The organism is Psychrobacter proteolyticus, from assembly GCF_003350005.1.
GTDB lineage: Bacteria > Pseudomonadota > Gammaproteobacteria > Pseudomonadales > Moraxellaceae > Psychrobacter > Psychrobacter proteolyticus.
The window spans coordinates 1-21245 of the sequence record NZ_QLKS01000005.1 but is presented as its reverse complement, the minus strand read 5'-3'; the positions used below and the strand labels follow the sequence as shown (position 1 = coordinate 21245).

Below are 21245 nucleotides of genomic sequence, written 5' to 3'. Positions count from 1 at the left end.
ATGGTTAACGATTTTATAAGGAAGCTTTGCTAATGAGTCAGACCGACCCTTATGTTTTGGTGCTTTATTATTCTAATTACGGTACGACTAAGACATTAGCATATGCTATCGCTCAAGGTATTGAAGATGCTGGCATGACCGCGCGTATCCGTACGGTACCGACAGTGGCACCTGAAACCACGTCAAGTAAGCCTGCGATACCTGATGAGGGTGACTTGTACTGTACGATGGATGATCTCAAGGACTGTAGCGGTCTAGCGCTTGGTAGCCCAACGCACTTTGGTAATATGGCCGCACCTATGAAGTATTTTTGGGACAATACCGTGACCTTATGGCTGGCAGGGAACCTACAAAACAAACCAGCCTCAGTATTTACGGCGACAGGTTCCATGCATGGTGGCCAAGAAACGACATTGTTGACGATGATGTTGCCCCTGATGCATCACGGCATGGTCATCGTAGGTGTACCCTATGCAGAGCCAGCATTGAACCGTACTCATCGCGGTGGCACACCTTATGGTGCCAGTCATGTCAGCGGAGCATCGCATGATCAGCCAATATCTGCTGACGAGCGAGATTTGGGTATTGCGCAGGGTCGCCGTTTAGCGATTACGGCGGCTGCATTAGCACAGGCTAATTGGAGCCGATAAGCAACTTTTATAAACCTGCTGTCTAGAATCGTCTAAGTTTAAAAATCTACGATTCAATGCTTATGACCACTCGGTTATAACCAAGTGGTTATAACAAAGAGCTACTTATTCATCTTCAGCAGTATATTATTCATTTAGGAAATCAAAATATCTAATGGCCACAACCCGCTCTAATACAAAGCCTCTTAAAACGGTTAAGCCTATCGCACCTATTGCACAGCGCTTGAAGGTTACGTGGTTAATTTGGCTCGTTTATAGACTGCTCGGATTGCCTATCTTTATTAGTATCTTTAATCCTAGTAGCCCTGATATCGTTGGCGGTATTGCTTGGCAGGCATTATGGCTAGTGCCAGCATTGATTCTGACGCCATGGATATTGCGCGGTCGTTCCCCTTATGCATTATTAATTAGCAGTATGTTTACCTTGGTATATTTGGGTGCGAGTGGCGTGGTGCTGTTTACTCGTATATATGGCAGTAGTTGGGCAGAAATCGCTGTGTACTTAACGGACTTCTTACTATTGCTTGCTATCAATGTTTGGCTATTCATTTTGCTCAAACGTTTGCCTTCGATGAACAATGTTGTGAAGAGACCTCGTCAATAATTGAAGTTATCTGAAGCCTAATAAATTATATCCATTAATCTAAAGCCATAAAAAAGCGGCACTCCATCTGGGGCGCCGCTTTTTTGTTTATAACGTTAAAAATAAGTAGATTAGTTAATCTTAGTCAATTCTAAATCCATTTTCTTACCATCGTTAATTTGGCTAACTTTAACTGGCATATAGTCCAAGCTTGGGGCTAACCAAAAGCTAGTAGAGCGGCTATCGTCATCGTGGACGCGGTCAACACGTACCGTATCAAAGGTACCCGCTGGTACGGTAATCTTAGTGCTGCCTGATTTTTTAAATGGCGTCTTCTCAATTTTATTTTTTTTCGCCATGTAGTAGTTACCAGAGAATTTACCGTTCAATAAATCCTGACGAATCTGTACCTCAAGGCTCAAGTCATCAAAGGCTTGTTGCGACATATTCATAGTCGTCGACTTGCCTTTATAGTTACTGGTGACTTTTTTGCTGCTCGGGTTAAAGTCTAGTTTGTGCGTACGACCCATGCCAAGTAGTTTGTAAGTAGTGCTTGCCTGCGTGGGACTGACGTTGTTGCCATTAATCGTAAAAGTGCTGTTTTGCGAGGCGCTAGCCACACCAGCGACGCGGGCCTTAACGTTATATTTCCACGTATTACCAGATTTACTTAGCGTACGAGTTGCTGTGCCTTTGTATTTGTCCTCAACGGTAAAACTATAATCGGCAGTTGATGGTTGGACGATTTTTGCGCTGGCAAGGGTAGGTGCGGTCATACTCAAAGCTCCAACGGTAGAGATACTGATGCCTGTCACTAAGGCAGATAAAAATTTAGATGGACTGCGTTTTGCGTTATTAGCATTATCAACATTGTCGCTTGATGACTTTTTGTACATTGATGAAAAACTCATAGATACCCCTTCATTAATTTATTGCCGATATAGCAATTTTTTCGTTCGTTCTTATTATGTTTACCAGACCTATAATGGTCATACGCTGTTACATTTTCAAGCGTGGTGTCATACCGCTTCGTGTAGAGCTTGTAGCAAATGTTTCTATAGTTAATTTAGCATTGGTCAAAATATAAATTCAGCTCGCTAATATTTTTAAATATTCCTACTTCTTGTCCTTTGTCTAACTAGCATATCGGCTTTACTAAGCGTAAAGCATTGATATGAGATGTTGGTTGATCAATTTTTGCAAAATAATCTTGTAAATTTTTGGGCTTTACACTTGAACCGAACTCACCTTGCCCCCACTTTTTGTTACAAGCTCAAGGCTTATCTATAAAGCGTTGTTTTTGGCAGTGTTTCCTATAGATACTGGTATTGAGACCATTAATTCAAATAAACCCTTAATTTTATTAACCAACTTTTGGAGTCATATCGATGAACATTCGTCCTTTACATGACCGTATTGTCGTCCGCCGCATAGAAGAAGAAACAAAGACAGCTGGTGGTATCTTGCTTCCTGGTTCAGCACAAGAGAAACCTTCACAAGGTGAAGTGCTTGCAGTTGGTAATGGTCAAGTTCGTGACAACGGTGAAACTCGTGCGTTAGATGTAAAAGCTGGCGACAAAGTTTTGTTCGGTCAATATGCTGGTCAAACCGTAAAGGTTGACGGTGAAGAACTATTGATTATGAAAGAGTCTGATGTATTGGGTGTGCTAGAAGGCTAGTCCTTTTGAGTATTATTTTATACTCAGCACATTTTGATAGCAGTTTCTAATAATCGCTTTTGATAAGCAACTATCAAATCAATCAATTGTATTCTCATACTTATAATAGTGGAGTAATTTAACATGGCAAAAGACGTAAAATTCGGCATTGATGCCCGTAAACAAATGATGGACGGCGTAAACGTTCTAGCAAATGCAGTACGTGTAACACTAGGCCCTAAAGGTCGTAACGTTGTTATCGACAAATCATTTGGCGCACCTACCATCACTAAAGATGGTGTTTCAGTTGCCAAAGAAATCGAGCTAGAAAACAAATTTGAAAACATGGGTGCACAGCTGGTACGTGAAGTAGCTAGTCGCACTAATGATGTCGCTGGTGATGGTACAACAACTGCGACTGTATTGGCTCAGTCAATCCTACAAGAAGGTATGAAGTCAGTTGCTGCTGGCATGAACCCAATGGATCTTAAGCGCGGTATCGACAAAGCGGTACGTGAAGCGGTTAAAGAAATTCATAAACTATCAACGCCAGCTGACGACCACAAAGCAATCGCTCAAGTTGGTTCTATCTCTGCAAACTCAGATACCAAAATCGGTGAGCTGATCTCGCAAGCGATGGAAAAAGTAGGTAAGCAAGGTGTTATCACTGTTGAAGAAGGTTCAAGCTTCGAAGATACTCTAGAAGTTGTAGAAGGTATGCAGTTTGACCGTGGTTATATCAGCCCATACTTTGCTAACAAGCAAGATAGCCTAACTGCTGAATTTGAAAACCCATATATCTTGCTAGTTGACAAAAAGATCAGCAACATCCGTGAGATCGTGCCATTACTTGAGCAAGTAATGCAGCAGAGCAAGCCATTGCTAATCATCGCTGAAGATGTAGAAAACGAAGCACTAGCGACACTAGTTGTAAACAACATGCGTGGCGGCTTGAAAACTTGTGCCGTTAAAGCACCAGGTTTTGGCGATCGTCGTAAAGCAATGCTAGAAGACATCGCAACGCTAACTGGCGGTACTGTAATCTCTGAAGAAATTGGCCTAAGCCTAGAGACTGCTACTCTAGAGCAACTTGGTACTGCTAAGAAAGTGACTGTCGGTAAAGAGAACACCGTTATCGTTGATGGCGCTGGCAACAAAGCTGACATCGAAAACCGTGTTGAGTCTATCAACCGTCAAATCGAAGAGTCTACTTCTGACTATGACAAAGAAAAGCTACAAGAGCGTGTTGCTAAACTAGCAGGCGGCGTAGCAGTGATCAAAGTCGGCGCAGCAACTGAAACTGAAATGAAAGAGAAGAAAGACCGTGTTGACGATGCGCTACATGCAACTCGTGCAGCGGTCGAAGAAGGCGTTGTACCTGGCGGCGGTGTTGCCTTAGTTCGTGCGATGAATGCATTGTCTGAACTACGCGGTGATAATGACGACCAGAACGCTGGTATGAATATCTTACGTCGCGCGATGGAAGCACCACTACGTCAAATCGTAACCAACGCTGGCGAAGAAGCTTCAGTTGTGGTCAACGAAGTGAAGAGTGGCAGTGGTAACTACGGTTACAACGCAGCGACTGGCGAATATGGCGATATGCTAGAGATGGGTATCCTTGATCCAGCTAAAGTTGCTCGTTCAGCACTAGAAAACGCTGCATCTGTTGCAGGCTTAATGCTAACGACTGAAGTTATGATCACTGACTTACCGCAAGGTGATGACGGTATGGCTGCTATGGGCGGCGGTGCTGGAATGGGCGGTATGGGTGGAATGGGCGGCATGATGTAATATATGCCTCGACTAAATTTGTACGACGTTGTTAACCTCGCTCGATGTACTATCAGTACAATCTTCACTCGGTTGCCTAGTCGTACTGCTTTAGTCAACTCATAAAGCATTTTTCACTAGAGTTGTAAGTATTTTTGTGAAAACGTTTGAACTATTAAAAGCTCTGTTATCGAAAGATAGCAGGGCTTTTTTGTGTTTGTTTTAAGGTAATAATTGGCATTGTGTAGAAAAACCAACATAAGAATAACTGACCAAAATTACCCATTACTTAATAATATTAGTACTACTAACATCAATTTAAATTTTCAATTAATAATTTATTAGGATATAGTTGATATAGCGAATATATTCGCTAATAGTGTTTTAACTTAGAAGGAATGAATTAACTCAAAAGGAATTCAAAATGAAGGTTTTATCGATTGCAATGGTAGCATCAGCCCTAGTGCTAGCTTCTGCTAGTAGTTCAGCTGATCCTAGTTTAGATAGGTTTAAAATGCAAAAGCCGATGGAGATGTCTAGCGTTGCTCATTCTAAAGTTATGCAGTTATCGTTTAACAATAAAGAGCGCTACACAAGCGAAAAAGAAATTTATGAAAAAGTGATGAGAGGTGCCAAAGCAAACGGCTTTGAGCTTAAAGAAGTAGAAGCAATGAAAATCGCTCACATCGTTGACGGCGCTTTGGACAATGAGCCACCAGAAGCAGCTTCTATTAATATAAAAGTCACTATCCATTTAAAACGACCAATCAAAATAGAGGTTGAGATTTCCCTATAATACGGTGAATACAAATCTATTGTTAATAAGCTACTTACTATGAATGACTTACTTATCCCTCTAAAATAAAGCCCTAGTAATATCTCCTATATTAGGGCGTTATAGTTAAAGCTCATCAAATACTCTATTAATCCGCTGTATCTCGTCTAAACGTCCACGTCGTACTATCAAGACTTTTTATCATAGCAATATTCTGTCAAATCCAAATGAACTTATTATGGGTCTTGCTACTCACGAGTGATCGAGCGAGATATTGTGCTCCTAGTCAGTATGAAAGAATCTCACACAAAAATAGGTAGAGTCGTCTTATTGATTACCTTTCTCACCGATAAATGAGTATGTATGTCTTTTACGCTAGCAAGCTTGTGTAGCTTACGGGTGAACCGCTCATAACCATCGAGATTGGGGCTTACTACTTCTAACAAATAATCATAAGAACCCGATACCACATGTCCATTAATCACTTCGTCCATGTTGGACAGAGCGCGTTCGAAGGCTGCGATAGATTCTTCTTGGTGGCTGTTGAGACTGACCTCCACAAAGAAACTCATCGCAATACCCGCTTTGGCTTTGTTTACGTTCGCTTGATAGTTCTCTATATAGCCTTCATCTTCCAAACGCTTTAGGCGTCGCGCGCAAGGAGACGGTGACAGCCCTATACGTTCGGACAATTCCGCCGTAGATAAGCGCGCTTCTTTTTGGAGCACTTCCAAGATATGACGATCGATTTTGTCCATAATTTACCTTTTGGCTTTTTAAGCCAATAATTTTGATTTAGTTAGCATTATCCACCAAATATTTGCAAAATTGCAATGAATAAATAGAGATAAAAGCGCGTATTTTAATCGATAATTGGTCTTTGTATACCAGCATAAGACACGACTATGAATACGATATTCCACCCCTCATCGCGCAAAAAACTTTTGTTTGTAATGTCGCCACTAACCAAAGGCTATGTGGCGATGAGCGTCGTATTATTGATTTGGTCAGGATTTGCGTTGACTGTGCGAGCGGTTGGGGCGTCGTCGCTCAGCATTGCGGATGTCATGCTCATTCGCTTTAGTGTACCGCTAGTTTTGTTGACCCCTTGGTTACTCTCTAGTTGGCATGAAATCAAAAATATTAGAATGCCAGATATTATGTTTATTTTATGTGGCGGCGTGCCTTTCCTTTTATTAGCCGCTTTTGGTGCAAGTACGGTACCAGCAGCTTACGTTGGTACTATTTTGACAGGTACGCCAGTCTTCTTTGCCGCAATATTGTCTTTTATTTTTTATCGTCAGCGAATATCATTAAGAAAATTTGCCGCATTAATCCTTATTCTCTTTGGTATCGCTACTATGATTGGCGGGCGTGCACAGTCAATACCTAATAGTCTTCTGTATGGCGTGGGGTTACTGTTGATGGCAAGCTTGATTTGGGCGGGTTATACCTTAGGGTTAAAAAGCACCAAGTTGAGTCCAATCGCTATCGCTATCGTGCTCTCTTATACCTCGTTTTTTCTGACATTAGTGATGGTTCTGTCTGGTATTGTGGAGACGAATATAGGTTCTGTATCTTTTGATGCAGCGCTTCCGTTTATCCTAGTACAAGGACTTGGTGTAGGGGTGGTATCAACCATTGCATTTTCTTATGCAGTCAAACAATTAGGCTCTATTCGCACCTTATTACTTGGCTCTTTGTCACCAGGATTAACCGCTATACTGGCTACGCTGATACTCAATGAGTCTCTATCAGTCATTATGATATGCGGCATCGTACTCAGTACCATTGGCGTCATTTTGTCCAATCGAGCGCAATAAACTAATTAAGGAAGTATCATGATGTTAAACAATATGCCTATCATCAATGGCGATCCACTGTGGGCATTGTTAGGTAGGTTTCGAGCTGACCAGCGCAAACATAAAATAGATCTATTGGTTGGTGTCTATCGAGACGAGCATGGTAATACGCCTGTGATGAAAACAGTGAAAGATGCAGAAGTACATCTTGCTCATGAAGCTCATTCAAAGGCTTATGGTATGTTATCGGGTAACGCTAATTTTAACCAGCAAATGGCAAAATTTGTACTGGGTGACAGTCCAAGTCTAAAAAACCAATGCACGATTCAGACGGTTGGGGCATCAGGTGCGTTGCGACTCATTGCGGATTTGATCGCTACGCTCTCTCCAGATTCAACCGTTTGGATCAGTAACCCTGGCTATATCAATCATCGTCCGCTGATGGAAGGGGCTGGGTTAACGGTTAATACGTATCCATGGCAAAATAAAAATGGTCAGTTAGACATTGATGCGTGTTTTGCCGCGCTAGAAAAAGCAAAAGAAGGAGACGTGCTGTTATTACATGCGTGCTGCCATAATCCTACCGGTATAGATCTTTCTTTAGAGCAGTGGCAACTGTTTTCTGATAAATGTAAACAGAAAAATATTGTCCCGTTTATTGATATGGCGTATCAAGGTTTTGGAGATGATCCTGATACCGATGCTGCAGGGCTTCGTCTAATCATTGAAGACGCTGATTTTGCATTTATTGCCGCCAGCTGTTCAAAAAATATGGGTCTATACAACGAGCGGACGGGTATTGCCACGGTGGTAACGACGAACCATGAGCGTCACGCAGATATACAGACACTTTTAGAAACCATCACACGCGCCAACTACTCTATGCCGCCCAATCACGGTGCCGCAGTTGCTTCTTATTTGCTAGACAAACCAGACGCTTGGCTAGTCGAGCTGGCAAGCTACCGTAGTAGGGTAGATACTATTCGCCAAGCATTAGGCGCAGCTTTGAAGGATAGGAATGCACCTGCAGAGTTTTTGGACATTTCGCAACAAAAAGGCATGTTTTCTCTATTACCGCTAACCAAAAATCAAATGTTAGTATTGCAAGATGAGTTCGCTATCTACGGTATGCCAAATGGTAGAATCAATATTGCCGGTTTGAAAATGACGGAAATCCGTCAACTGGCTGACGCTATCATGTCGATTATTTCACGTTAGAGGTTAATTTTTATCGCTCAGTACAATGGTTTTATCCATCAATCGCCACAGCAAGAAGGACACAACTATTTATACTTTATATTGGGATAAGGGTGGCGCCAATATGGCTACCCATGCTGTCTTTGAAGAGTTAGGCGCGTCTTATGAAATGATAGAAATAGACCTGTCTAAAAACATGCAAAAATCAGCTAAATATCTAGCCATTAATCCAAATGGCAAAGTACCTACGTTAGTGCATCAGGGACAGGTTATTTATGAGTCTGCGGCAATTTTAATGTATGTGTTAGATCAGCACCCAGAGTCTAAGCTAGCACCTGATACAGGATGCCCTAGGCGCGGTGTTTATTACCAATATTTATTTTGGATGTCTTCTTCACTACAAGAAGCTGCTAATCGTTGGGCTCATCCCGAGCAGTACATCAGCGGCGAGCACAATTTGCAGCAAGTGAAAGATAAAGCGAATGATGTACTAAGCCATTGCTGGGATGTTATTGAAAAGGAGTTGGCGAGTAATGGTCCATGGTTGTTAGGCGATAAATTAAGTGGGGCTGATTTTCATTTATTTATGATTGCTCACTGGAGTCAGCGATATGCGAGTCGAGCACAGGATTGGATACACATAAATGCACACTATCAAGCCATGCTAAACCGCGCCTCGGTACAGGAAATGATGGCACAAGAAGGATTGTTGTAATCTGTTCATATGTTCATATGTTCAACTAAAGGATATCTGATGAGTGGGCTAGAAGCACTGAATGCAATGCTTCTAGTGACTGTAGTAAATGTATTTTTATATCAAGCTACTGACTTGATTCGTCTCGTCTGAACGTCCACGTCTTATTATCGGACGCTTCTTCACAGTAGTAATACCCTGCCAAATTAAACTGCTTTAGCTGCTCAGCATTGGTCAGCTTATTATCAGCAGCATATTTGACCATTAGTCCACGTGCTTTTTTGGCATAAAAGCTAATCACTTTATATTGACCATTTTTCTCGTCTTCAAATCGTGGCGTAATGATGTCTGCCTTCAGTACTTTTTTCTTTACCGCCTTAAAGTATTCATTAGAAGCTAAATTCACTAATACCTTGTCATCGCTGTCAGCCATACGCGCATTGATAACGTTAGTGACTTCCTCACCCCAAAACTCATAAAGATTGTCACCACGCTCATTTTTCAGCTTGGTACCCATCTCTAAACGATAAGGCTGGATCAGATCTAGTGGCTTGAGTACTCCATACAGTCCAGACAGAATACCTAAGTGCTCATTGACGTAAGTAGCGGTATCTTTGTCCATATGATACATATCAAGTCCAGTATAGACATCACCATCGAACAAATAACCTGCAGGCTTGGCGGCATTGTCAGCAGCATTGTCAGTAAATGGTTGCTCTTCGCTCCAATGCCATTGTTGATTGCGCGTGGCATTAAGCTGAGCCAAATCGTCAGATATACTCATTAGCTCTTGGAGGTCAACAGGCTCTTTTGACTTCAGTACTTTCATCAATTCTTGTGAGCGTTCGATTAGCTCGGGCTGGCTATAATAGTTGCCTAAATTTAGTGGTATAGAGTCTGTTTCGTTCAGGGATTTGGCAGGGGAGAGCAAAAAATACATGGTTATTCCTTATTATAATGAATCAATGACGGGTTTTTTCGAGTGTCAAGTATTCTTATTATACGGCATGCGTGGGTAGAACTTGACTCAACCTTGATTATTTTGTGTTTATTGACATTATTTTTTTAATAAAAGAACGGATTTAGAATTAGGAAATAAATGGAGTTAGGCCTGTATCTATAAGGCTTAAGCGTTTTTTGGAAAAATAAAAGGCTTTAATATACCAACAAAAAGTATGCCAATGGTGTAAATACCTAAATTTTTATTTTACTTGTGGGTCATCATTAGACAATGAAACTTGACGAACGATATCTCTATAATAAAAAGGCATGATGGTAAAGTAACTATCATTTATTAAATTGATAACCTTTAGTCGCTGTAATGGATTAATCATGATCAATGGGTTTTGTCCCCTGTGCTTTTTAGATGTGCGTTGAGGGTATTAAAGGTAGTCGTGAGACGTAAATATAGTCATTGGACGTAAGTAAGGAGACGGTATGAAAATCGGTGTAATCAGTGCAGATAGCGCGAGCGAGAGCCGTGTAGCCATAACCCCAGACGCAGTCAGAAAATTGCGCAAACTTGGGTTTGAAGTCGTCATTCAGTCAGGTGCAGGCCAAGCAGCATACTATGCTGATGAGTTGTATCAGGCTGCGGGTGCCGACATTGCCAGTAGTCGCACCGAGGTGATTACCCAGTCTAAGATTATTACCACCGTCAATGACCTACCAGCGGAAGCCACTGAAAGCTTATCGTCTGGTCAGATCGTCATTGGCATGCTTGACCCGTATCGCAACACTCAGCTTGACACTTATGCAGCCAAAGGCGCAACAGTCTTTGCGATGGAGTTATTGCCTCGCACATTGTCACGTGCACAAAATATGGATGTATTGTCATCACAAGCCAACCTTGCTGGTTATAAAGCCGTATTGCTCGCGGCCAATGAGTATTCGCGTCCTTTCCCGATGTTTATGACCTCAGCAGGTACAGTTAAGCCAGCCAAGGTCGTTATTCTAGGCGTTGGTGTTGCAGGTTTACAAGCGATTGCGACAGCCAAGCGTTTGGGTGCAGTGGTAGAAGCCAGTGACTTACGTCCGACTGCTCGCGAGCAAGTGGAGTCACTCGGTGGTAAATGGCTTGATGTGCCGATGAGCGCAGAGGAGGCTGAAACAGCCAAGTCTACCGGTGGTTATGCATGGACACCATCAGAGCAATATGTCAAAGATCAAGCAGCTGTCGTGGACAAAGCATTGAGCAACGCTGACATCGTTATTACCACGGCGCAGATTCCTGGTCGTAATGCTCCGCGTCTGGTACACAGTGCAACGCTTGCCAAAATGAAGGCAGGTTCTGTACTGATCGATATGGCTGCTGGTACCGGTGGTAACGTCGAAGGCAGTGTGCCTAACGAAACCATCACCACAGACAACGGCGTACGTATCGTTGGTGCCGCCAATATCCCCTCACAGCTAGCCGCACAGTCTTCAGATTTGTATGCCAATAACCTTGTTAACTTTATTACGACATTGATTGCAGCTACTGGCGATGACGCATCAGCTAGCTTGGCACTTAACTTAGACATGGAAGACGAGATTCAGGGCGCACTGGCAGTGACACATGACAGTCAGGTACGACTGGCCAAACGCTAGTTTGAACAGTCTATTACCACATACTTTGTCACTACACATTTGCCAGTAATGAATAAATTTTTAGGAGGATTAGATGATTGCCACTATTTTAGCTGCAGCGCCAGCCGGTGCGGCCATGAGTAGCACACCATTTGTAGCGATTTTCACTGTATTTGTGCTCGCTATTTTTGTCGGATACTACGTGGTTTGGGGCGTGACGCCTGCATTACATACGCCATTGATGGCGGTAACCAACGCTTTATCAAGTATCGTCATCGTGGGTGCGATGCTACAGACCGTCACGATTGATGGTTCAATGTTTACACCGACCAGTTTGCTTGGTGCCTTTGCGGTATTTTTAGCCAGTATCAATATCTTTGGTGGCTTTGCTGTGACTGAGCGTATGCTTGCGATGTTCAAACCGAAAGTGAAAAAAGCGCCAGTAGCAACCACTGATGCCGGAGGTGACGCATGAATGATTTCTCAGCAATGATTGCAGCAAATGCAGATTGGTTCTATCTAGTCGGCGCTATCCTCTTTGTTTTAACGTTACGGGGTTTGTCTAGCCCAAAAACAGCGATTCGCGGTAACCGTTTTGGTATGGCAGCGATGGCAATTGCTGTCGTCACGACGTTCTTCTTAGCAGAAGGCCCTGTGCTTTGGTTGATCATCGGTGCGATGGTGTTGGGTGCCCTCGTTGGTATGTGGAAAGCGAAAACAGTCGCAATGACGCAAATGCCAGAAACGGTTGCTTTGATGCATTCATTCGTCGGTTTGGCAGCGGTTGCGATTGCACTTGCGACGGTATTACACACTGAACAGCAGCATGGTGCTGTTGCCCGCATCGAGCTATTTATCGGTTGCTTCATCGGTGCGATTACATTCTCAGCCTCGGTCTTTGCTTTTGGTAAATTGGCCGCGAAAAGCTGGGCGAAAACGTTGGTTGGCGGCTGGGTAAAACCGGTTCAAGCGCTATTATTCATTGCGATGATTGGGTTCGGTGGGGTGTATTTCGTCACTGACTCACTACCAGCATTTTATGCGATGGCAGTGATTGCAGTTATCTTCGGTTGGATGTGGATTGCGCCAATTGGCGGCGGTGATATGCCGGTGGTTGTATCACTACTGAATTCATTCTCAGGTTGGGCAGCAGCAGGCATTGGTTTTACGCTTGGTAACTCGATGCTGATTATCGCAGGTTCGCTAGTTGGTTCATCAGGTGCGATCTTGTCTTACATCATGTGTAAAGCTATGAATCGCTCACTGCTTAATGTATTGTTCGGTGGTATGGGCACGTCAGCTATGGCAGCAGGCGGCGATGATGGGGCACCGAAGAATTACAAAGCGGGCTCAGCAGAAGACGCAGGGTTCCTCATGTCTAATGCTAGCAGTGTGGTCATCGTACCAGGTTATGGTATGGCACAGGGCCGCGCACAGAATGCAGTAAAAGAGCTATATGAGTTGTTAAAAGAAGAAGGCGTGAATGTGCGTTTCGCCATTCATCCCGTTGCTGGTCGTATGCCAGGTCATATGAACGTACTATTGGCTGAAGCTGATGTCCCTTATGATGATATTTTAGAAATGGACGAGATTAACTCAGACTTTGCAAGTACAGATGTGGTATTGGTTATCGGTGCAAACGACGTCGTGAATCCATCTGCGAAAGATGATCCTACCTCGCCAATCTTTGGTATGCCGATTCTAGAAGTCAGCAAAGCCCAGACGGTCATGGTCATCAAGCGTTCAATGAGTACTGGTTATGCAGGTCTGGATAACAGCTTGTTCTACATGGACAAAACCATGATGATCTTTGGTGATGCCAAGAAAATGGTAGAAGAGATGGTACGTACTATCAATGGCGGCGGTCATTAATCTCTAAGCTATGTTTTTAACCATGATTATTTGCAGATAAGTTTTTAGATAAAGAAAGTCACTGAGGTGGCTTTTTTTGCGTTAAAGTGGGCGGCATTTATGAGCCGACTATAGACTGAGGTTTTTCCAGTTACGATCAGTTTTTTAATGATCACAATATTAACTGCGCTTTATGTACTCACTATACGGTATGCGCCTGATTAACCTTTTAGCCAATTTGAACAGCTTCAACGATAGACAATCACCAATTATAAATACGATGAAATAAGAGAAAGATTTATGAATATGCTACTGCGTTTTTTTATTATGGTTTGTTTACTTAAACAACGGCTCAAGCATCAATCGACGAGTGAGACTATCAGTCTAGAGACGTTGACTGCACCGACCGTTCGCCATTATCGAATTTTGCCCCACGATATGGGATTTCGCGATCATTTGCCCAATTATCGTTATTTATCATTTATTGAGCTAAACGTGACACGCTGGGTAAAGGCGTGCTGTCACGAAAAAGGCATTAAGTCGCTGAATTGGGTGATTGCCATGCAAGAGATGATTTATCTCAAGCAAATTAAATTTTTGGATAAAATGACGCTTAGCAGTGCAGTCGCAGGATGGGATCATAAATACGTGTATTTTGAGCATCGGTTCTTTGTCAAAAATCAGCTGATGGGCGTTGGTATGACCAAGTTTGTTTTTACAGATAGTAAAGGTATACGCACACCAGAAGTATTAGATATGATGGGCGAGCAGTTGACGGATACCATTAACACATGGAATGAGCACCAAGTCGCGGTAAAATCGACTAAATCAGCCTAAGCCACATCGCAAAACAGTATTGAAACCCAGTATTGAAACCCAGTATTGAAAAACAACATCGTAAAATAACTTGGCTATAATCATTTGCTGAATTTTGGTAGGATAGAGTCCATCAAATCGTCAATGCTAAGGCGACAATACTATTTTTAAAACGACTAAAAAAAGGTACCGTTATGACGCCACAAAAATTAAAATGGACAGACAGCTTAGATATCGCGATTGAGCTTTATGAAAAATTTCCAGAGACTGATCCGCAGTACATACGCTTTACCGATTTGCATCGCTGGGTGACTGAGCTTGAAGGCTTTGATGATGATCCACAAAAATCAAATGAGGGCATCTTAGAAGCCATTCAAATGAATTGGATTGATGAAGCAGATTAATCGTTTCGGTTTTTTAACGTTGCCATCCATAAAAATTAAACAAACAAATAGAAAAGGCTGCATCATGACATCACAAATTAAAGAGCTGCCAGAAGCGATCGCTTGTCGCGGCATCAGTGTTCGTACCACCAATAACGCTGAGATTAGCCATGATACTGCCAAGCTTGGTAGATTATGGCAAAAATTTTATCAAAATCACGCAGGTCAACTTCCTGAAGGTGAAGATATCTATGGTATCTATCATAACTATGAAAGTGATGATTTAGCAGGGGCGTTTGATGTTGTCGCCAGCTGGAAAACGGCTACCGAACAAAATGCTCAATCAGACAGTGACAGTACCGCCAGCACTAGTAATGTGGTAGAAGTCATCATTCCTGCAGGAAAGTACTTGGTATTTTCTGAAGAAGGTTATATGCCAAATACTGTGATGAATGCGTGGGAGAATGCTTGGGAGTATTTTAATACGGCAGATTGCGAGCATACCAGAACGTTTAATGTGGATTTTGAGCATTATATCGGTGGTAACTTAGAATACGGTCAAGTGGATGTTTATATTGGTATTGAGTAAGATGAATTGACGATATATATTCAACTGTTTTTTATAAATTAGTTTTGAGGTCGTTTGATGGATCAAAGATCTATGAAAGAGGATTGGCCCACTTGTAGCAGAGTTGTGCATATAGCTGGCGGCATATTAGCTACAAATGAAATTCAAACTGATATAGTTAGATTATGGCCTCTAACTACTACCGGAAAAGTGTGCCAAACCAAAATTAATACCTTTGGTGCGTTATATGGTTCATTGGAAAAATTGAATTTAAATATTATTGGTGTTGAATTTATAACTCATCAAATGGAGCTTACTGGTCAAGCACCAACGCAGTTTAGAGGATTTATCAAACAAAAATCAATTTGGCCCAACTGGGATGCAACAGTCTTGTGGGGTGGGTTGACTCTATCAGCCTTTCATAATAAAGATGGTTTGGCATATGACTTATCAAATAGAATAAAATTTCAGCTGGGTACTATCAATGACAGAGTAAAAAACCTTTCATTAGCTTATCATCAGCAATTACAAGCAAGAAACTTAGGTAAAAACTTCAAGAAAGATCAGCGCTTTCAGGACGGTTATACTGACTTAGTTTATCAGGAATTTCACTCTTTTCTATTTGATACTGGCATAATGAGAGACTATTTATGCGAATATATTTTTAATTTCGCAAGTGGTGGAGGCTTAAAAAAGGCAATCAGGCAATCTTTAAACAATCTTACACTAGAGGTCACTACTGCAAGCGGATTATTCAAAGGTCTTAAAAAAATGGCAAGCCTAACTGAATTTGAATCCAATCTTAAAAATATAATGGGTAAAGAGGGTTGGTTATATGAATTAGGACAGTATAGAGACCTAGTTATGCATTCAGCTCCGATTAATTTAGCTAACTCCCAGCTATATGCAATCCAAGAGTTGATAGAATTGCCTGAAGGTCAGGAGATTATGTCTGTTCGATTTCCTCTGCCAGCCAATCCTTCAGAGTTATATAGTGAACGTAGCAAAAAAACCAGTTTTGATAAATATATTAACCAGTTTGAAGAGCTATCTAAATTATCTTTAGAAAGTAGAGGAAAGTATGATTGTCTGGAGTATGCTCATAAGATATTTGGTCTAATTTCCAATTTATCTTTAGAGGTCGCGAAAGAAGCACCTTATAAACCTATGGAGCAGACTTATACATTGACTAAAGCAGGTACTATATCATCAGTATCATATGTAGAAGATGAGTAATTTAAATATATATATCTTAATTTTTGAATAAAAAATAATGACAAAAAAAGCGCCATCTGTCATAGATGGCGCTTTTTGCTATTAGAAATTAAAATTAATCTAACAATAGATTTTCCAAAATACCTTCATAAATCTGCGCCAGTTTGCCCAAATCATCGACTTCCACTTTTTCATCTACTTGATGAATCGTCGCATTACGGACGCCAAGCTCGACGACTTGTGCCCCTGTTGGCGCAATAAAGCGGCCATCAGATGTACCGCCAGAGGTTGATAGTGTGGTATCGACATTGGTGACTTTTTTAATCGCATTTTGACAGGCCGAAACCAGTTTCCCTTCAGGGGTCAAGAATGGCTGACCAGATAGTCTCCAGTTAATGTCGTAACTGGCCTTACTGTCGGTAAAGTATTTGTCAAAGATAGCATGCGTTTTTTCTTTTAGCTCGTCTTCAGTAGTTTCTGTCGAAAAACGGAAGTTAAAGACAACGTTGAGTGTTTCAGGAATGACATTGGTTGCCCCAGTGCCACCATTGATATTTGATATCTGTAATGAGGTGGCTGGGAAGTAGTCATTGCCATTATCCCATGCAGTAGATGTTAGTTCAGCAAGGGCAGACATCGCCGCATGAATCGGGTTAGATGCCAAGTGTGGATAGGCGACATGGCCTTGTTTACCTGTGACAGTAAGCTCTGCGCCTAGCGATCCACGACGACCGTTTTTGATGATATCACCTAACGTATCAGTACTTGACGGCTCGCCAACGAGACAGTAAGTGATTTTTTCTTGACGCTCTTCTAGGGTTTCGATCACTTTAACCGTACCATTAATTGACGGCCCTTCTTCATCTGAAGTAATTAAAAAAGCAATCGAGCCGTTATGCTCAGGATGATTGGCGACGAAGCGTTCGGCTGCAACAGTAAAAGCTGCAATACCCGTTTTCATATCGGCGGCACCGCGTGCCCATAGATACCCATCAGCGATAGTTGGAGTAAACGGAGGATAGGTCCAGTTTTTTTCGTCACCCGTTGGCACTACGTCGGTATGACCAGCAAAGCAAATCACTGGATCGGCAGTACCGCGGCGTGCCCATAAGTTTTTAACTTCGGCATGTTCGCCGCTTTGTTTTCTATCACCAAAATACATAAACTCGCAATCAAAGCCTGCTTGTTCTAACCGTGCTGACAACATATCTTGGCAACCATCGTCATCGGGCGTTACTGAAGGACGCTCTAACAGTGCAATACTTAAATCTAAGGTTCCTTGCTGATGAGTCGTTTGTTGAGACGCGCTTGATTGGTTATGAGAGTCAGACATGGATAAGCCTTTTGTATAATAAATTAAGATGGTAAATATAAATGAATAGTAGAGAATAAGTGCTAAATGGCTACTTCGACAAAGGGTACAAGACCGTCACGGCGCATCCAAGTAGCGATAGAGTAGCGTTGGCGATGCGCAGTTTGTACTTGATGACGTAAATCACTATCGAAAATAATCAGTCTATTAGCAACTGGCATAACCTCATGGTGGACACTATGTTTATCAACGACCTCTAGTGCGCCGCCATCGATTGCTTCCCAATCATCATTCAGATAAAACACTGCCGAGATAACCCGTTCATCACGTCCAGCAGGGTTGTCACTGTGCCATTGATAGCCAAAGCCAGTTGGATAGCACGCATAATGCGCTTCACTATGGCGAATACCAGCGAACAAACTGCGATTGAATAGCGAAGCCAAAGCATTGATGCTTTGTAGATAGTAATAGCCTGCAAAAAAGTCTTCAGTAATCCAGCGTATTCTATCACCGCGAATATCACTGATGCGAACACCAGCGGTCAGCTCTGCATCACGATAGTCAATAAAACCGCTTTCTGCTTGTAGTGCTAATAAGGCAGTACTATTGAATACATCATCAATAATGAGCCAACCGTCAGTGACAAAGGTGTCGAGCTGTTTATCCGTCAGCTTATCTTCCCAGTCCACCGCAAAGTCAGACATCTGCAATACGTGCTGAGTAGGAATTTCTTGGCTTTCATTATGAGTATCTGGCAGCAGTAATGGTGGATTATCCTGACCTATCGGATGATCAACGACCAACGCTGTCTTGTTAAGGTTGCTAATAATCTGCGTCATTTCATCTCATTATTATCAATCAGCTGTCAATATACCGTCATTCAATGCGTTTTTATTGAAAGCACTTACTAAAACCACATTATCTTTTACTCTGCCTATGCTACCATAGATGCAATTTTTCTTATTTAAACTTTTGAGATTATGAACTATAAACACGCCTACCACGCTGGTAACTTTGCTGATGTGGTTAAACACATTTTATTGGTACAACTGCTTAATCAACTGGGGCAGAAAAACAAACCTTTTTATGTGCTTGACGCTTATGGCGGTCGTGGACTGTATTCACTAAGTAGTGAAGAAGCGCGCAAAACAGGTGAGGCCAAAGGCGGTATTCAAGCTTTTCTAAAAGCAGATACCGAAAAGGCGCCAGCTGCTGTCAAAGATTATATGGAAGGCATTAAGCAAGCCAAGTTCACTTACGACAATAAAGTCTACCCTGGTTCGCCATGGTGGGTAGCCCATCACGTCGAAAAAACCGCCGCTAAAAAGCCTGATGCTGGCGTGCGTGCTGAGGCTTTTGAAGCCAAAGCGACTGAATACGATGCGTTGAACTATCAGCTACATAAGTTGCCAATTGGTATCCAGCATCGTGACGCTTTTGAAGGTATTACCGCTGTTATTCCGCCAAAAGAAAAGCGCGGTTTGATTTTCCTTGATCCCCCTTATGAGCAAGAGCACAAAGATTTTACGCGCCTTATCGACCTATTGGTCGCGGCTTATAACAAATGGCCACAGGGTACTTATGCGCTTTGGTTCCCAATCAAAAATATCGAAGCCGTAGAGCTCTTCTATAAAAAGCTCAAACGTACTGAAATGAGACGTCAGCTGGTTTGTGAGCTAAACATTTATCCTAATGATGTTGCGGTTGGTCTGAACGGTACAGGTCTACTGGTTATCAATCCGCCATGGCAGTTTGATAATCATGCGCGTGAGATATTACGTTTCTTACAGCCAGTACTAAAAGTAGAAGACGCGCCAAACTTGACGCCTGATAGTGCGACCAATGTGCGCTGGCTCGTCGGCGAATAGCAACAACGGCCAATAAGGATATTAAGATGACGACTCAACCACCTATCGGCCAGCCGAATAATGCACCTTTGAACAATGCGTCCTTAAATGACGGCTCGTTGCAAGATAATGCAGCGACTCAGCCGCCGTTTATCGATGAGCATGAGTTTAATATCCGCCTAGCGGATAACGACAGTTATGATGGTTTGACATTTGAGGTGATTGAAGCTGAAGTAGCCGAAGGTAAGCGAGTGGTTAGTCGCGGTGTCTATTTGGCACCCAATCTGATCACTACCTTATCGCTACTGTCAGGCTTTTACTCGATTTTGGCGAGTACCCAAGGCGAGTTCTATAAGGCAGCTTTGGCTATCTTTTTATCCGCTATTCTTGATGGCGCAGATGGACGTGTCGCACGTATGCTCAATGCGCAAAGTCCATTTGGTGAGCAATACGACTCTTTAGCAGATATGCTAGCGTTTGGCGTTGCCCCTGCTATTTTGATTTATAGCTTTGCTTTAGAGCCATTGGGTCGTATCGGCATTGGCTGTGCGTTTGTCTTTACCGCTTGTGCTGCTTTTCGCCTTGCACGCTTTAATGTTCAGGTTGGTATTGTCGATAAAAAGTACTTTGTTGGTTTGGCAAGTCCACTTGCTGCCATATTGGTGACATCTGCTGTGATGGTTGCAGTCGATCATAATGAGTGGATTGGTCAATACGATACAGCCGTCATGTTACTGTTTGCAGCTTGGGTCGTCACTTGTGGTCTACTGATGGTCAGTAATGTCAAATACTATAGCTTTAAAGAATTTGATAAAAAGAAAGTGCCTTTTGTAGTGCTTATCATTGGGGTGTTAGTCATGAGCATCGTGCTCTATGATATTCCTGTTGGTATCTTAGCGATCGGTATTATCTATGCACTATCAGGTATCGTGACTACGATCAGAACAAAAGTAAAAGGTTAGACACTGTATTCAGATTCTACAAAAAGGAACTTACCATCAGGTAAGTTCCTTTTTTTGTATGTTCTATATATTTCTAGAGTACGTCAGCCACTGTAAACAAGATCAATCTATAGATATAAAAGACAGTATTTAAAGTTTGATAGCGATAACAATGGGTTAGGTTAATACGATATCACTGATAGAAAATAACTGAGATTATTTATAGAGTTTCCTTGTTTTCTATCTAAAACTCCGTATAATGCCACCCAGTCGAAAGGGAAGTGGTTTACTGATTTAGATGATATAAATTGTTTAAATTAAATAGAAAATACTTCTTGACTAAATAAATATAGCGTCTATAATACGCACCTCATCAAGACGAGCTGGAAGTAGCTAGTGTGTAGATTACACATTAATAACCCAGTTAACTTGTTGAAACAAATTAAAAAAAGAAGTTGACAGACTATTAAAACATGATATGATGGTCAGCTCGCTAAATAGGATAAGCCACATTGGCTAACTTATTTAGTTTGAAATACTAGCACTGGACGACAGTGTCAGACATTATTTAAAAGCATAACTAAAGAACAACTTGTGTGGATTTTTGCTGAT

General features: G+C 42.0%; 22 protein-coding genes. 17 read left to right on the top strand and 5 right to left on the bottom strand.

Going from position 1 to position 21245, the window contains the following annotated elements; translation table 11 throughout:
* Positions 1 to 32: 32 nt before the first annotated feature.
* The gene (gene wrbA / locus DXK30_RS10515; RefSeq protein WP_114701670.1) at positions 33 to 650 is read left to right on the top strand and encodes an NAD(P)H:quinone oxidoreductase; all 618 of its coding nucleotides are present in this window, start codon (positions 33 to 35) and stop codon (positions 648 to 650) included.
* 154 nt (positions 651 to 804) lie between these two features.
* Complete coding sequence (locus DXK30_RS10510) at positions 805 to 1254, top strand: hypothetical protein (RefSeq protein ID WP_114701669.1); 450 nt, start codon at positions 805 to 807, stop codon at positions 1252 to 1254.
* Between the two features lie 110 nt (positions 1255 to 1364).
* On the opposite strand, the gene DXK30_RS10505 is transcribed toward DXK30_RS10510, so the two are convergent.
* The gene (locus DXK30_RS10505) at positions 1365 to 2144 is read right to left on the bottom strand and encodes a DUF3108 domain-containing protein (RefSeq protein ID WP_114701668.1); all 780 of its coding nucleotides are present in this window, start codon (positions 2142 to 2144) and stop codon (positions 1365 to 1367) included.
* A 477-nt stretch (positions 2145 to 2621) separates the two neighbouring features.
* Between DXK30_RS10505 and groES the strand changes: the two genes are divergently transcribed.
* From groES to DXK30_RS10490, 3 genes are all read left to right on the top strand, one after another.
* A complete protein-coding gene (groES, locus tag DXK30_RS10500) occupies positions 2622 to 2912 on the top strand; it encodes a co-chaperone GroES (RefSeq protein WP_057758860.1) in 291 nt (96 codons plus the stop codon).
* A gap of 123 nt (positions 2913 to 3035) precedes the next feature.
* Positions 3036 to 4685 (top strand): chaperonin GroEL, encoded by a 1650-nt coding sequence (gene groL, locus DXK30_RS10495; protein WP_101204842.1) that lies wholly within the window; start codon positions 3036 to 3038, stop codon positions 4683 to 4685.
* Positions 4686 to 5088: 403 nt separating this feature from the next.
* Positions 5089 to 5460, top strand: coding sequence for a hypothetical protein (locus DXK30_RS10490; RefSeq protein ID WP_114701667.1), 372 nt, complete (start codon positions 5089 to 5091; stop codon positions 5458 to 5460).
* 281 nt (positions 5461 to 5741) lie between these two features.
* Here the strand turns inward: DXK30_RS10490 and DXK30_RS10485 are convergent, their stop codons facing one another.
* Positions 5742 to 6197, bottom strand: coding sequence for an Lrp/AsnC family transcriptional regulator (locus tag DXK30_RS10485; protein ID WP_057758867.1), 456 nt, complete (start codon positions 6195 to 6197; stop codon positions 5742 to 5744).
* A 147-nt stretch (positions 6198 to 6344) separates the two neighbouring features.
* Here DXK30_RS10485 and DXK30_RS10480 point away from each other — a divergent pair, with 147 nt between their 5' ends.
* From DXK30_RS10480 to DXK30_RS10470, 3 genes are read left to right on the top strand one after another with little or no spacing between them, the layout of a single operon-like run.
* Positions 6345 to 7262, top strand: a complete 918-nt coding sequence (locus tag DXK30_RS10480; RefSeq protein WP_227670788.1) for a DMT family transporter — start codon at positions 6345 to 6347, stop codon at positions 7260 to 7262.
* A gap of 18 nt (positions 7263 to 7280) precedes the next feature.
* The gene (locus DXK30_RS10475; protein WP_201508089.1) at positions 7281 to 8459 is read left to right on the top strand and encodes an aromatic amino acid transaminase; all 1179 of its coding nucleotides are present in this window, start codon (positions 7281 to 7283) and stop codon (positions 8457 to 8459) included.
* A gap of 25 nt (positions 8460 to 8484) precedes the next feature.
* On the top strand, positions 8485 to 9153 hold the full coding sequence (locus DXK30_RS10470) for a glutathione S-transferase family protein (RefSeq protein ID WP_114701666.1): 669 nt from the start codon (positions 8485 to 8487) through the stop codon (positions 9151 to 9153).
* 106 nt (positions 9154 to 9259) lie between these two features.
* Here DXK30_RS10470 and yaaA read toward each other — a convergent pair whose 3' ends face one another.
* Complete coding sequence (yaaA, locus tag DXK30_RS10465) at positions 9260 to 10072, bottom strand: peroxide stress protein YaaA (protein WP_114701665.1); 813 nt, start codon at positions 10070 to 10072, stop codon at positions 9260 to 9262.
* Positions 10073 to 10569: 497 nt separating this feature from the next.
* On the opposite strand from yaaA, the gene DXK30_RS10460 reads away from it, so the two are divergent.
* The 7 genes from DXK30_RS10460 to DXK30_RS10430 all read left to right on the top strand — a co-directional run bounded on the left by DXK30_RS10460 (position 10570) and on the right by DXK30_RS10430 (position 16554).
* The gene (locus tag DXK30_RS10460; protein ID WP_114701664.1) at positions 10570 to 11721 is read left to right on the top strand and encodes a Re/Si-specific NAD(P)(+) transhydrogenase subunit alpha; all 1152 of its coding nucleotides are present in this window, start codon (positions 10570 to 10572) and stop codon (positions 11719 to 11721) included.
* A gap of 115 nt (positions 11722 to 11836) precedes the next feature.
* Positions 11837 to 12175: a proton-translocating transhydrogenase family protein gene (locus DXK30_RS10455; protein WP_197707696.1), complete on the top strand. Its 339-nt coding sequence runs from the start codon at positions 11837 to 11839 to the stop codon at positions 12173 to 12175.
* Complete coding sequence (locus DXK30_RS10450; protein ID WP_114701663.1) at positions 12172 to 13572, top strand: NAD(P)(+) transhydrogenase (Re/Si-specific) subunit beta; 1401 nt, start codon at positions 12172 to 12174, stop codon at positions 13570 to 13572. The genes DXK30_RS10455 and DXK30_RS10450 overlap by 4 nt, the downstream gene beginning before the upstream one ends.
* Before the next feature lie 279 nt (positions 13573 to 13851).
* On the top strand, positions 13852 to 14388 hold the full coding sequence (locus DXK30_RS10445; RefSeq protein ID WP_114701662.1) for an acyl-CoA thioesterase: 537 nt from the start codon (positions 13852 to 13854) through the stop codon (positions 14386 to 14388).
* A gap of 173 nt (positions 14389 to 14561) precedes the next feature.
* A complete protein-coding gene (gene iscX / locus DXK30_RS10440; protein WP_021812734.1) occupies positions 14562 to 14771 on the top strand; it encodes a Fe-S cluster assembly protein IscX in 210 nt (69 codons plus the stop codon).
* Between the two features lie 64 nt (positions 14772 to 14835).
* Positions 14836 to 15339, top strand: a complete 504-nt coding sequence (locus DXK30_RS10435; RefSeq protein WP_114701661.1) for a GyrI-like domain-containing protein — start codon at positions 14836 to 14838, stop codon at positions 15337 to 15339.
* A 72-nt stretch (positions 15340 to 15411) separates the two neighbouring features.
* Complete coding sequence (locus tag DXK30_RS10430; RefSeq protein WP_162799530.1) at positions 15412 to 16554, top strand: hypothetical protein; 1143 nt, start codon at positions 15412 to 15414, stop codon at positions 16552 to 16554.
* Positions 16555 to 16648: 94 nt separating this feature from the next.
* Here the strand turns inward: DXK30_RS10430 and dapE are convergent, their stop codons facing one another.
* Complete coding sequence (gene dapE, locus DXK30_RS10425; RefSeq protein WP_114701659.1) at positions 16649 to 17866, bottom strand: succinyl-diaminopimelate desuccinylase; 1218 nt, start codon at positions 17864 to 17866, stop codon at positions 16649 to 16651.
* 62 nt (positions 17867 to 17928) lie between these two features.
* Entirely contained in the window at positions 17929 to 18684 is a 756-nt protein-coding gene (locus tag DXK30_RS10420) for a 2OG-Fe(II) oxygenase (RefSeq protein ID WP_114701658.1), read from the bottom strand.
* Between the two features lie 141 nt (positions 18685 to 18825).
* On the opposite strand from DXK30_RS10420, the gene DXK30_RS10415 reads away from it, so the two are divergent.
* Positions 18826 to 19713, top strand: coding sequence for a 23S rRNA (adenine(2030)-N(6))-methyltransferase RlmJ (locus DXK30_RS10415; protein WP_057758888.1), 888 nt, complete (start codon positions 18826 to 18828; stop codon positions 19711 to 19713).
* 26 nt (positions 19714 to 19739) lie between these two features.
* Positions 19740 to 20654, top strand: a complete 915-nt coding sequence (gene pssA, locus DXK30_RS10410; RefSeq protein ID WP_227670787.1) for a CDP-diacylglycerol--serine O-phosphatidyltransferase — start codon at positions 19740 to 19742, stop codon at positions 20652 to 20654.
* Positions 20655 to 21245 lie beyond the last annotated feature (591 nt).